Here is a 13357-nt window from a genome sequence, read left to right as displayed (position 1 = left end):
CGTCGCATAACAGCAGAAATCGGCCTGGGCCCACAGCGCTTTACGCGCACGGATTCGCCACGACGCGCACGAGCTCGCCACGAATGACGGCCGGGCGGACGCGTCACCGCGATCTCTGGTAGGCTCGCGGGCCGTCGAACCATGTCATCCTCCCGAGCTGAGCGCGCAGCCTCCTGCCGATCGCGAAGGAGCCCGACGCCACCGTCGCTCTCGATCCGCGAGACGTGATGGGCCCGCTCGACCCGCGCCGGCGGGACTTCCTCGCTGCCGCCAAGGCCATCCTCCTCGCCGCGCACGCGCTCGCGTTCGTCGCGGCGGCGCGGGATGCCCGTGCCGACACCGCGGTGAACGCGGGCGGCGTCGAGCTCGACTGGAGCGCGCCCGGGGAATGCGCGGATCGAGGGCGCGTGCTGGCCGAGATCGAGCAGCGCCTCGGGCGGTCGTCGGCGGCGAACGGCGAGCCGCCGCTGAAGGCGCGCGCGGTGGTGTCCCGGAACGAGCGCGGGTCCTGGGACCTCCGCCTCACGACGACGCTCGGCGAGACGACACGCTCGCGCGAGCTCCACGGCGAGACCTGCGCCGAGCTCGCGGACGCGGCGGCGCTGATCATCGCGCTCGCGATCGATCCCGACGCAGCGAGCCGCGGCACCCCGACGGCGGCGCCGGACACCGCTGCGGCGCCAGGCGACAGCTCCGGCGCGGATCCAGACGCCGGCGCGGATCCGGGCGCCGGCGTCGCGCCGGAGGTGGACGCCTCTCCGGATGCGCCCACCGCCGCCGAGGCGCCCGCGGCCTCGCCCCCGCCAGGTGCCAGCGCGGCTCCGGCGCAGCGCCCGTCGCGCCCCCTCGAGCTGCGCGGCGCGCTCAGGGTCTCCGGCGTCCTCGACACCGCCTCGCTCCCGGCGGTCGCCCCGGGCGCCGGCATCGCCGCGGGCGTGCTGATCGGAGCCGTCCGTGTCGAGCTGTCCGGCACCTACTTCGGCGCGCAGCAAGCGTTCGTCGAGCGGCCGACGATGGGCGGCGACGTCCAGCTGACCACCGGCGGGCTGCGCCTTTGTTATGCGATGCGTTATCGCTCGATCGAGCTCGGACCCTGCGCCGGCATCGAGGTCGGCGTCATGAGCGCGGCCAGCTTTGGCGCGGCGTCGCCCGGCTCGAACCGGGCGCTCTGGGTCGCGCCGCACCCCGGAGCGCTCGCGACCTTCACCCTCTCGGACCGGCTCCGCGTCCCGCTCACGATCGACGTTCCGTTCCCGGTGACGCGCGATCGGTTCGTGCTCGTCGGCATCGGCGCGGTCCACCGGAGCGCCGCCGCCACGCTCCGCGCCTCGCTGGGGGTCGAGGTGCGATTTCCGTGACGGATCCAGACGGCGCCGGCCATGTACCGTGCGTGACGAGGACGTCTCCCGCGTCGGCGCTTCCCTTCGCGGGGTCCGTGTTCGATCCGCGCTTCGGCGTCCACGACGGGCCCGTCTCCCTCGACTTCGACGCGGTCTACGACGAGCACGCCGACTTCGTCTGGCGAAACCTGCGCCGGCTCGGCGTCGGCGAGGCGAGCCTGGACGACGCCTTCCAGGACGTCTTCGTCGTGGTCCACCGGCGGCTCGGCGAGTTCGAGCCGCGGTCGAGCGTGAAGGCGTGGCTGTTCGCGATCCTCTGCCGTGTGGCGCGCGATCACCGGCGCCTCGTCCGGCGCAAGGGAGGGCTCGAGGAGCTGCCGGGGGGCGTGGCGGACCGCGCGCCCGGGCCGGCGGAGCGGCTCGAGCAGGTCGAGGCGCTGAAGCTCGTCGACGCGCTCCTCGCGGAGCTCGACGACGACAAGCGCGCGGTGCTGGTGATGGCGGAGATCGAGGAGCTGAGCGCGCCGGAGATCGCCGCGGCGCTCGACCTGAAGCTGAACACGGTCTACTCGCGGCTGCGCGCCGCGCGCCGCGAGTTCGAGCTGGCGCTGGCGAGGCGCGGGGGCGGATGGCCATGAGCGATCCGGGCGAGAAGGCGCGCGCGCTCCTGAAGGCGGCCCGAGCGGACGGGCTCGCGCCGTCCGACAAGGCGCGGCTCCGCGCGGCGCTCGCGGGGAAGCTTTCGGCCGCGGCGCCGCAGGAGCCGTCCGCGCCGCAGGAGCCGTCCGGAGAGGCGCCCACGTCGCCGCCGCCCCCGCCGCCGCTCGCGGGCAGCGGGGCCGGCGGCGGCGTCCTCGCGGGCAAGGCGGCCGGCGGCGTGCTCTCGGGCAAGGTGATCGCCGCGGGCGCGCTGATCGGCGCCGTCGCCTTCGCCGGCGGGTTCTTCACCGGAAGGGCGACCGTCGACGTCCCTCCGCCCGCCAGCCCAGCGCCGCCGGCGAGCGCGCCCGCGGCGCCTCCGCCTGCGGTGACGCCGCCCGCGGCGGCTCCGGTCGCCGCGCCGGCGCCGACGGCGCCGCCCCCGCCCTCGCACGCCGCCCGCGCGGTCGCGCCGGCTCCGCCGCGCCCGCTGGACTCCGGCGCAGACGACGCCTCGCGAGCGCCCTCGACAGGCGGCAGCGCGCGCGAGCCGGCGCGCCCGCGCAGCGGACAGCCGGCGCGGCCGAGCACGCTCGCCGCGGAGATGGCCTTGCTGCGCGAGGCGCAGGACGCCGTGCGGGGCGGCGATCCGTCGGCCGCGCTCGATCGCCTCGACGACCTCGGCGCCCGGTTTCCAGAGGGCCAGCTCCGCGAGGAGCGCATGGCCGCGCGCGTGCTCGCCCTCTGCGCCGCAGGGCGGGCGCGGGAGGCGCGCGCCGAGGCAGAGCGGCTCCTCGGCGAAGCGCCGGGCTCGGTGCACGCGGGCCGCGTCCGCGCCTCCTGCGCGTTCCGAGAAAATCTCGACTGACAGAGACGGATGTTCCTCGCGCCGGCCATGTACCGATGGACCGCAAGAGACAGGAGGAACCATGAATCGTTCGACTCGCGTCGCGCTCGCGTTGTTCTTCGCTGCTGCCTCGCTCGGGAACACCGGCTGTCAGCCGCAGGATCTTCCCATCGGCGGCGATGAGGCCAGCTCCGGCGGCGAGGGATCCGGCGCGGCCGGGCTGCTCGTCGCGCACTGGGAGGGATACGTCGAGAACTTCAAGTTCCGCTCGGGATCGGACGTGATCCAGATCGACATCGACACCGTGGAGGGGTCGGCGATCCAGGGGACGGTGCGCTTCGGGGCGGGGCCATCGATGCCCCCGCCTACGGATCCGGACGTGGGTTATCCGCCGAACCCCGGGGTAGAGGTTGGTTACGCGCTCGGCCTGCCCTACGAGGGCTTCGATTTCACGCTGCTGGGCGCGCAGCTCAGCGAGAGCCGGCTGCGCTTCTCGATCGCCCCCACAGAGCTCTGGAAGGGCTGGTGCGAGCTCCAGACGCCGCGCCTTCTGGTCACCCCGGGCGGCCGCGAGCGCACCTACTTCTGCGAGTCCGACCAGAGCTACTGGCAAGGCAGCGACGGCTGCTTCCTGGCCGATCAGCCCACCGACTGTGCCTATATCGATCTGTGCATCAAGGAGGTTTGCCATTGTAGCGAGTCCGGGTGCACAGTGGACGCGGAGCTCGCCGAGGAACGGGTCGACTTCGATCTTGAATTCGATCAACAGGAGGCGAACGGCAGCATCGCGATCGGGAGCGCCATTTTTTACAACGTCCGGCTGACGCGCGACCCCTGACGGCGAGCAGCTCAGGGACCGGTCGCCTCGACGACGCCGTCATGGTGTGCCGCGCCGCCTGGCACACCGAGGCCCAGCGCCCGCTCGATCCGGGCCGAGATCAGCGGTCGCATCGGCCGGACGCCCAGGGCATGCCCGTTGCAACTCACCCGGCATGCCTCGGCGCTTAGCCCTGGGTCTTGGCTTGCTTAGCTCCCTTCTGCTCGCCGCAGGCTGCTCCGGGAAGGTGAACCCCGCAGGCTCGGGCGGCGGGGACCCGGGCGGCGGCGGTTCGTCTGCGGAGACCGGCGGCGGTGGGGGTGGTGGCGATGGGCAATTGCCCGTCCGCTGCCTGCTGCCGGCGGATCCTGGTCGGTGTGACGCGGCGTTCCCGAAATACTGGTACGACCCGGCCGCCGGCGCGTGCAGGGAGTTCACCTATGGAGGCTGCGAGGGCAACGAGAACCGCTTCGATTCCCTCGACGCGTGCGAGGAGGCCTGTCGGGGCGAGCTTCCCGACATAGGCGTCTGCAACGCGCCGAGCGATTGCGTCCTGGTGTCGCGGGGCTGCTGCGGCGCCTGTGACACGGCCAGTGCCGAGAACTTCAGAGCCATCAACCGCGCCGGGACGAAGCTCGACGAGATCATCAATGGGTGCGGGGGCGTCGCGTGCGGAGCGTGCCCGGAGGTCACCGAGGCGGAGCGCACGACCCAGTACTTCACCGCCACGTGCGAGGCGGGGCGCTGCGTCGTCCTCGACGTGCGCGAGTCGCCGCTGACGGAGTGCGCGGTCGACTCGGACTGCGTCCTGCGCGACGGACTCGGCTGCTGCGAGGGGTGCGACGGGACAGGCATCGTCGCCCTCCACCAGAGCGCGGAGCTCGATGCCCTGGTCTGCCCCGCCGGCATGGGCGCGTGCCCCCCGTGCGCGCCCGTGTTCCCGGACGGGATGACGGCGGTCTGCTCGTCGGGCAGGTGTCAGCCGCAGATGCCCGCGACACCCTGAACGGCCAGGAACGACCAGCGCTGCCGGCGTGCGCGGTCAGGCGCTGTCTCCTGAATCGTAGATAAGGCACTTCCCTGTACCCACCTGGACGCCTTTCGAGGCTCGGCGCGTCAATGGCCGCGCTGCGCCGATTCCGGTGAACAGCTCTGGCGCACTGGACGGGAAGGACGGAAACTGAAGAAACTGAAACGGACCGCTCCACCGCCGCCTCGCATTGACGCTGGGCGCGTGGCCCCGATAGCCTTTCCCATGGAGCGCTCGTAGATTCTCCTTTCTTCGACCTCATTCACGAAGGAGCTGCCCGTGAATCGAAGCACCCCGAGGATGCTGCTCGCGGCCATCGCGCTCTCCAGCGCGGTCGCGTGCTCGGGAACGTCTGGAGACGGCGGATCGGATCCGGGCGACGGTCCCGGCACCAGCACCGGCACCGGTCCCGGCCCAGGTCCCGGCACCGACCCCAGCGCCCAGTGCGAGCCCGGCGTCACCGCGCCAGGCCCGACCCCGCGCCTGACGCGGCTCACGCACGCGCAGTACGACAACAGCGTCCGGGACCTCTTCGGCAAGGACATGAAGGCCTCGGCGGCGTTCCTCGCGGACCCGGCGTTCGAGGGGTTCAACAACAACGCCAAGGGGCTCCTCGTCTCCGACCGCCTCGCCCGCGACTACCGCCGCGCCGCGGAGACGATCGCGGCCGACGCCGTCGTCGACCAGGCCGTGCTCGGCAAGATCCTGCCGTGCGCGCCGGAGGGCGACGGGGCGGCGTGCGCCCGGCAGTTCATCCGGGAGCTCGGCAAGCGCGTCTACAGGAGGCCGCTCTCGGCGGAGCAGGAGGAGGCGTACGTGGCCGCATATGCCCGCGGCAATGGCCTCTTCGACGCGGGCACGCCGTTCGAGCAGGGCGTGCGCCACGTCATCGAGGCGATGCTCCAGTCGCCGCACTTCCTCTACCGCATCGAGCTCAGCGAGGAGCTCGACGGCGCGGGGATCATCCCGCTCGACGCCTACGAGGTCGCGACGAGGCTCTCGTACCTGCTCTGGAACAGCCTGCCCGACGACGCGCTCCTCGAAGCGGCGGAGGGCGGCGCGCTGGGCACGCCCGAGGGCATCGAGGCCGAGGCGCGGCGCATGCTCGACGACCCCAAGGCCACGAGCGCCCTGGACGACTTCCACGCCCAGTGGCTCCACATGAGCCGTTACGCCGATCTCTCGAAGGATCCGGCGCTCTACGAGGACTTCGACGCCAGCGTGTCCTCGGCCATGATGGGCGAGACGAAGCAGTTCATCCGGCACGTCATCCTCGAGATGGAGGGCGACTTCAGGACGCTGATGACGGCGCCCGTCGGCTTCGTGAACGACAAGCTCGCCCCGATCTACGGCGTGGAGGGGTCGTTCACGAGCGAGCTCGTGGAGACGCCGCTCGACCCGGCGGAGCGGGCGGGGCTGCTCACGCAGGCCGGCTTCCTGAGCTCGCACGCGTTCTTCAACAAGAGCTCGCCGATCCACCGCGGCGTGTTCATCCAGCGCCAGATCCTCTGCACCGACCTCCCGGACCCGCCGGCGAACATCAACACGACGCTGCCGCCCATCCAGGGCGAGATCAGGACCACGCGCGACCAGGTGGAGGTGCACACGTCGCCGGACGCGTGCAACAAGTGCCATGGCGTGATCAACCCCCCGGGCTTCGCGCTGGAGCACTTCGACGCTGTCGGGCGCTACCGCGCCGACGAGGACGGCGAGACGATCGACGCGACAGGCACGATCGCCGTCGGGGACGGCGAGATCAGCTTCGACGGCGCCGTGGACCTCGCGACGCAGCTCGCGGAGAGCCCCGTCGCGCAGCGGTGTTATCTGACGAACTGGTACCGCTACGGCAATGCGCGCCAGCTCTCGCGCGAGGACGCGTGCACGATCGCCGATCTCGACGCGAAGCTCGGCGCCTCGGGGTACAACATCAAGGAGCTGCTGGTCGCGCTCACGCAGACGAAGACGTTCAGGTACCGGGCCGTGGAAGAGGTGGACCAATGAATCGCAGAACGTTCTTGCGGGGCGCGTGCGGGGTGATGCTCGGCCTGCCGCTCCTCGAGTCGCTGCGCCCGCGCGACGCCAAGGCCGATCCGGCGAGCGCGCCGCGCCGGTTCATCGCCTTCTTCATGTGCAACGGCGTGAACATGGCCAAGTTCTTCCCGAGCACGCAGTACGGCGCGCTGACGGCCGCCTCGTTCGGGGCGACGCGCGCGATAGCGCCCCTCGCCGCGTACCGGGACAAGCTGCTGATCCCGCGGGGCATCCACATGGCGCCGCGCGGCTACGGGTTCGACCCGAGCGCGGGCGACGATCACGCGAAGGGGATGGGCTGCAAGCTCACGGCGCAGCCGCTCGTCCAGGGCAGCCAGTACGCGGCGGGGATCTCGCTCGACCAGTTCATCGCGAACAAGCTCAACCCGCCGGGCACGCCTGCGCTGACGCTGATGGTCGGGTCGAAGACGCCGAACGTGCGCGGGCACATCTCCTACACCGCCAGCGAGGCGCCGGTCAGCGGCGAGAACAACCCGTGGCTCGCGTACCGGGACCTGGTCGGCGGGACGGACCTCGAAGAGGAGGCGCTCGTGCGGCTCACGAAGCGCCGCGAGAGCGTGCTCGACCTGGTCTCGGTCGAGTACGAGGCGCTGCTCAAGAAGAAGCTCAGCAAGGCCGATCGCGACAAGCTCGAGATGCACTTCCAGACGGTGCGCGACCTCGAGGTGGACATGGGCGGCTCGGGGATCATCCCGCGCGAGCTCTCGCCGGAGCGAGCGGCGGAGATCGAGGCGATCGACCCGGACACGGTGGCGTTCGACGCGGAGTTCAAGAAGGTCGGTCGGATGCAGATGGATATCCTCGCGCTGGCGATCGCGACCGGCGCGACGCGTTCCGCGACGCTGCAATGGGGCTCTGGCGCGGCGGGGCCCATCTTCAAGTGGGATGGGATGGCCCACGAGTACAACCACCACAAGCTCTCCCACGGAAACACGAGGGACGACGACACCGGGAGCGCCGTGGACGGTTACGAGGAGATGCTCTTCAACATCGATCGCTGGTACGTGGGCGAATATGCCTATCTGCTCGACCGGCTCGCGGGCTACGAGGAGGGAGGGGCCACGGTGCTCGACAACAGCGCCGTCGTGTTCATGAACGAGCTCTCCGACGGCAAGCGCCACGATTTCCGCGACCTGCCGTACATCATCGCGGGGAGCTGCGGCGGCTACTTCAAGACGGGGCAGTACATCAAGGTGACGCGACAGTCGAGCACGGTGCAGGACAAGGACGCGCCCCACAACAAGCTGCTCACGACCTTCGCGAACGCGGTCGGCTGCACCGAGGAGGGCGGGGGGCCGATCGCGAACTTCGGCTCCTTCGGCGAGCCCGGCGAGTTCGACGAGCTCAAGGCCTGATCCGGCGAGAGATTTCAACGCAAAGGCGCAAAGACGCAAAGTCGCAAAAAAGAACAGATTCTGTGCATTTTTGCGACTTTGCGCCCTTGGCGTCTTTGCGTCGAAATTTCTCCTCGTTCGCGAAACAGATCCCTGGCGAGATTTCTACTAGTTTGAAGCGTCGTAGTTGAGGTTCGGGCCGAGCCAGCGCTCGACCTCCCCGACGGTCATGCCCTTGCGCGCGTGGTAGTCGACCACCTGGTCGCGATCGATCTTTCCCAGGCTGAAGTACCGGGCCTCCGGGTGCGCGAAGTACAAGCCGCTCACGCTCGAGCCGGGCCACATCGCGAACGACTCGGTGATCCGGATGCCGGTGTTCTTCTCGACGTCGAGGAGCCGCCAGAGCGTGCCTTTCTCCGTGTGATCCGGGCACGCAGGGTACCCCGCCGCGGGCCTGATGCCGCGGTACTTCTCCTCGATGAGCTCGGCCTTGGTCAGGTCCTCCTGGCGGCCATAGCCCCACTCGTCGCGCACCCGCTTGTGCAGGCACTCGGCGAACGCCTCGGCCAGGCGATCGGCGATCGCCTCGGCCATGATGGCGTTGTAGTCGTCGTGCACCGCCCTGAACCGCTCGCACAGCTCCTTCAGGCCGATCCCGGTGGTGACCGCGAAGCCGGCGATGTGGTCCCGGAGGCCGGTCTCCCTGGGCGCGATGAAATCCACGAGCGACCGGTTCGGCTCGCCGTTCTCCTTCGCCGTCTGCTGGCGCAGGAAGTGAAACCGCTCGAGCACCTTCGTGCGCGTCCCGTCGGTGTACACCTCCACGTCGTCGCCCACGGCGCTCGCGGCGAAGAAGCCATAGACGCCGCGCGCCGTCAGCAGCTTCTCCTCGATGATCGTGTCGAGCAGCGCGTTCGCCTCGGAGAAGAGCTGGCGCGCTTGCTCGCCGTACTTCTCGTGCTCCAGGATCCGCGGATAGACGCCCTTCAGCTCCCACGTGTGGAAGAACGGCGTCCAGTCGATGTACTCGCGCAAGGTGGCGAGCGGGAAGTCCTCGAGCACGCGCACGCCGGTGAACTCGGGCACCGGCAGATCCTCGGCGCGCCACTCGATCCGCGTCCGGTTCGCGCGCGCGGCCTCGATGGAGACGAGCTTGTGCTTCGGCGCCGCGTGGAGCCGGCGGAGCTTCTCGTACTCGGCGCGGTGCTGGGCGACGAACGCCGCCTTGCCCTCCTCGCTCAGGAGGCTCGTCGTGACGGGCACGGCGCGGCTCGCGTCGACCACATGCACGACCGGCTCGCTGTAATGCGGGGCCACCTTCACGGCGGTGTGTGCCTTGCTGGTCGTCGCCCCGCCGATCAGGAGCGGCAGCTTGAAGTTCTGCCGCTCCATCTCGCGGGCGACGTGGATCATCTCGTCGAGCGACGGCGTGATCAGCCCGCTCAGGCCGATCAGATCCGCCTTCTCCTGCCTGGCGCGCTCGAGGATCTTCTCGCACGGGACCATGACGCCCATGTCGATCACCTCGTAGTTGTTGCACGCGAGCACGACGCCCACGATGTTCTTGCCGATGTCGTGGACATCGCCCTTCACCGTGGCGAGGACGATCTTCCCCTGCGTCTTCACCTCCTGTCCAGCGGCGGCCATCGCCGCCTTCTCCGCCTCCATGAACGGCGTGAGGTACGCGACGGCCTTCTTCATCACGCGCGCCGATTTCACCACCTGCGGCAGGAACATCTTGCCGGCGCCGAAGAGATCTCCGACGACGCTCATTCCATCCATCAGCGGGCCCTCGATCACGGCGAGCGGGCGGCCGAGCTTGGCGCGCGCGTCCTCCGTGTCGACATCGATGTACGTGTCGATGCCCTTGATCAGCGCGTGCGACAGCCGCTCCTCGACGGAGCCTTTGCGCCACTCCTCTTCTTTCTTCTCCGTCGCGGCGGCGCCGGCGCTCTTGGCCTTCAGCGCTTCGCCGAAATCGACCAGCCGCTCGGTGGCGTCCGGGCGCCGGTTGAGCAGGACGTCCTCGACGAGCTCGCGGAGCTCCGGCTCGATCTCCTCGTACACCTCGAGCATGCCCGCGTTGACGATGCCCATGTCCATGCCGGCCCGGATGGCATGGTAGAGGAACGCCGAGTGCATGGCCTCGCGCACCCGGTTGTTGCCGCGAAAGCTGAACGAGATGTTCGACACGCCGCCGCTGACCTTGGCGTGCGGCAGGTTGGCCTTGATCCAGCGGGTGGCCTCGATGAAGTCGACGGCGTAATTGTTGTGCTCCTCCATGCCGGTGGCGACCGTGAGGATGTTCGGATCGAAGATGATGTCCTCGGGAGGAAACCCCACCTCGTCGACGAGGATGCCGTACGCGCGCTTGCAGATCCGGATCTTGTCCTCGTAGGTGGCGGCCTGCCCTTGCTCGTCGAAGGCCATGACCACGACGGCGGCGCCGTACTTGAGGATGGTCCTCGCGTTCTCGCGGAACTTCGCCTCGCCCTCCTTGAGCGAGATGGAGTTCACGATGCCCTTGCCTTGCATGCACCTGAGGCCGGCCTCGATGACCTCCCATTTCGACGAGTCCACCATGAACGGGACCTTGGCCACCTCGGGCTCGCTGGCCAGGAGCAGCAGGAAGCGCGTCATCGCGGAGGCGCCGTCGATCATGCCCTCGTCCATGCAGATATCGATGACGTTGGCGCCGTTCTCGACCTGCTGGCGCGCCACGCTCACCGCTTCCTCGAATTTCCCTTCCTTGATGAGCTTCGCGAACTTCGGCGACCCGGCGACGTTGGTGCGCTCGCCCAGGATCATGTAGACGCCGGGCTGCTGCGTGAACGGCTGCGAGCCGGACAGGCGCAGGGGGATCGGCGGGCCGGACGAGGGCGCGCCGCCGGGCGGGGCCTCGGCGTGGGTCTTTGGGGCGAGGGCGCGCGGGGGCTTGCCGGCGAGCGCCTTGGCGATGGCCGCGATGTGCTCGGGCGTGTTGCCGCAGCAGCCGCCGGCGATGTTGAGGAGGCCTGCGTCGGCGAAGCCGCCGATGTGGCGCGCCATGTCCGGCGGCTCCAGATCGAAGCCCGTGGGCGAGAGCGGGTTGGGCAGGCCGGCGTTCGGGTAGCAGGAGATCGCTGCGCTGGACTTCTCCGAGAGGTCGGACAGGAACGGATACATCAGGTCCGGGCCGAGCGAGCAGTTCAGCCCGATGGCGAGCGGGTTCACGTGCTTCACCGCGTTCCAGAACGCCTCGACCGTCTGCGCGGAGATCATCGTCTCTCCGCCGCGCCCGACCGCGGCCGAGATCATCACCGGCAGGGTCTTGCCGTCCTTGTCGAACACCTCTCGAATGGCGACGAGCGCGGCCTTGGCGTTGAGCGAGTCGAAGATGGTCTCGACAAGCAGCACGTCGGAGCCGCCGGCGATCAAGGCGCGGATCTGGTGGACGTACGCTTGCTTCACCTGATCGAACGTCACGACGCGGAAGCCGGGGTCGTCGGCGTCCGGGGAGTTGGACAGCGAGACGGTGAGCGGGCCGATGGCGCCCGCGACGAACCGCTGCCGCCCGTCGGCGTTCGCCACGCGATCGGCCCATTCGCGGCACTGCCGCGCGGACTGTTCGTTGATCTCCCAGGCGAGGTCGTTGAGGAACGGGTCGTCGATGATCCGTTGATAGAAGGCCGGATCCTTCCGCCCGCCGTGCTCCCGCGGGTCGTCCACGAAGAACTCGCTCTGGGTGATGCTCGTCGCGCCGAATGTGTTCGTCTCGATGATGTCCGCGCCGGCCTCGAGGAACCGCCGGTGGATATCGCAGATCATCTCCGACTGCGTGAGCGAGAACAGATCGCCGTTGTTCAGCAGGTCTTTCTTCGAACCCGCGAACCGCTGGCCCCGGATGTCCGCCTCCTTCATCCCGTAGGTGCGGATGGTCGTCCCCATCGCGCCGTCGATGATGACGATGCGGCTCTGGAGGAGCTTCTGGAGTGGATGGAGGGGAGGCGTGGGGTTGTTGGACGGCATGATCAGCCTCGCTTGGCGCTCTTGGAGGGACAGGGGGTCGGCTTGTCGGCGATGGCGAGCACGACCTGGAAATGGGGCTTCTTCGTCTCGCGGCAGGCGACTTCGGACGCGACGACATCGAGCTTCACGCGGGCGAGCATGGCGCGGATGTCGGCGGGCGAGAAGCCGGGGTGGCGCTCGCCGTAGGGCACGGTGATCTCCCGCTGCTGGTGCGCGTCGAGCGACAGGACGACCACCCGGCCGCCCGGGCGGAGCACGCGGGCGCACTCTTCCAGCGCCCGCGGCGGGTCCTCGGCGTAGGTCAGCGTGTGAAACACGAGGACCGAGTCGAAGGAGTCGTCTCCGAACGGCAGCGCGTGGACGTCCGCGACCTGGACGCGGACGTGGGGCTGGGTCGAGAACCGCTCTCTCGCGGCCTCGATCATCCGGCTGCTCGAGTCGACGCAGGTGAGCGAGCGGCAGTAAGGCGCGAGCGCGCTGGCCGCCGCGCCGTCGCCCGATCCGACGTCGAGGACGTCGCCGAGGCGGAGCAATGCGGCGATGCCGACCGCGAGCGACTGCCACGTGCGGCCCGGGGAGTAGTGCCGCTCCATCTCGCCGGCGAAGGACTCGGGGAGGCCGCCGCGCCGCTCGGCGTCGAGCTCCAGGAGGCGCCGCTGGTCGCCTTCCAGCGTCGGGTCGGGCGACTTCATCGCCTCATCGAGGAGGGCCTTCGCGGTCCCGGGAAGGGTATCGACCGCGAGCGCATAGAACGACTGCGGCCCCTGACGCCGATCCCGGACGAACCCTGCCTCGCGCAGCCGCCCGAGGTGCGTCGAGACGCGCGACTGCGCGATGCCCGTCACGCGAACCAGATCCGTCACCCGCAGCTCGCGCTCGCGGAGGAGCACGCAGAGCCGTATCCGGCTCTCGTCTCCGAGGAGGTTCAGCGTCTCGATGTACTCGGAAAGACTCATGTATTCATGTATCTAGATGCGCGAATGTAATAGAGGCGCCGGCTGCCGGAGTCAAGCGCGCCGGTGCCCGAGGAGCGCCGAGCGCTGGCCACCGAGCTGAGCCCGGAACACTGGCAGGACTGTTCCGCGGAGGCGAACGGTCGCGATCCGTCGAATCTGCCGGGATCTGGGGAGAGCGTGAGTGCGCCGGGATAAACCGGCACGGAGATGGGTATGCAAGAGACCTACATCAAAGGCGTAGCGAGCCATGATGGCCCCGAGTCATGCGCAGGCATCCGTGAGGAGGTCGGCGAAGCGTTGGCAGGGGTACGCGCAGGCAGGGACACTGAGCCGC

At 69.7% G+C, this 13357-nt stretch carries 9 protein-coding genes; 7 read left to right on the top strand and 2 right to left on the bottom strand.

What is annotated here, in order from left to right; translation table 11 throughout:
- The first annotated feature begins 224 nt into the window (after positions 1-224).
- The 7 genes from WMF19_RS43690 (at position 225) to WMF19_RS43660 (ending at position 8080) form a co-directional block, all read left to right on the top strand.
- On the top strand, positions 225-1358 hold the full coding sequence (locus WMF19_RS43690) for a hypothetical protein (RefSeq protein WP_437895781.1): 1134 nt from the start codon (positions 225-227) through the stop codon (positions 1356-1358).
- Positions 1355-1978 (top strand): RNA polymerase sigma factor, encoded by a 624-nt coding sequence (locus WMF19_RS43685; protein ID WP_437895780.1) that lies wholly within the window; start codon positions 1355-1357, stop codon positions 1976-1978. The genes WMF19_RS43690 and WMF19_RS43685 overlap by 4 nt, the downstream gene beginning before the upstream one ends.
- Complete coding sequence (locus WMF19_RS43680) at positions 1975-2847, top strand: hypothetical protein (protein ID WP_437895779.1); 873 nt, start codon at positions 1975-1977, stop codon at positions 2845-2847. The genes WMF19_RS43685 and WMF19_RS43680 overlap by 4 nt, the downstream gene beginning before the upstream one ends.
- A 61-nt stretch (positions 2848-2908) precedes the next feature.
- Positions 2909-3664, top strand: coding sequence for a hypothetical protein (locus WMF19_RS43675; protein WP_437895778.1), 756 nt, complete (start codon positions 2909-2911; stop codon positions 3662-3664).
- A gap of 184 nt (positions 3665-3848) precedes the next feature.
- Entirely contained in the window at positions 3849-4649 is an 801-nt protein-coding gene (locus WMF19_RS43670) for a BPTI/Kunitz domain-containing protein (protein WP_437895777.1), read from the top strand.
- Between the two features lie 303 nt (positions 4650-4952).
- Positions 4953-6674: a DUF1592 domain-containing protein gene (locus tag WMF19_RS43665; RefSeq protein ID WP_437895776.1), complete on the top strand. Its 1722-nt coding sequence runs from the start codon at positions 4953-4955 to the stop codon at positions 6672-6674.
- Entirely contained in the window at positions 6671-8080 is a 1410-nt protein-coding gene (locus tag WMF19_RS43660; RefSeq protein ID WP_437895775.1) for a DUF1552 domain-containing protein, read from the top strand. Before WMF19_RS43665 ends, WMF19_RS43660 begins: the two co-directional genes overlap by 4 nt.
- 147 nt (positions 8081-8227) lie before the next feature.
- Here the strand turns inward: WMF19_RS43660 and metH are convergent, their stop codons facing one another.
- Positions 8228-12067, bottom strand: a complete 3840-nt coding sequence (gene metH / locus WMF19_RS43655) for a methionine synthase (protein ID WP_437895774.1) — start codon at positions 12065-12067, stop codon at positions 8228-8230.
- Positions 12068-12069: 2 nt separating this feature from the next.
- Complete coding sequence (locus WMF19_RS43650; protein WP_437895773.1) at positions 12070-13023, bottom strand: ArsR/SmtB family transcription factor; 954 nt, start codon at positions 13021-13023, stop codon at positions 12070-12072.
- Positions 13024-13357: the final 334 nt, after the last annotated feature.

Source organism: Sorangium sp. So ce124, from assembly GCF_051525235.1.
Classification (GTDB): Bacteria; Myxococcota_A; Polyangia; order Polyangiales; family Polyangiaceae; genus Sorangium; species Sorangium atrum.
This window is presented reverse-complemented; position numbering and strand designations above follow the sequence as displayed.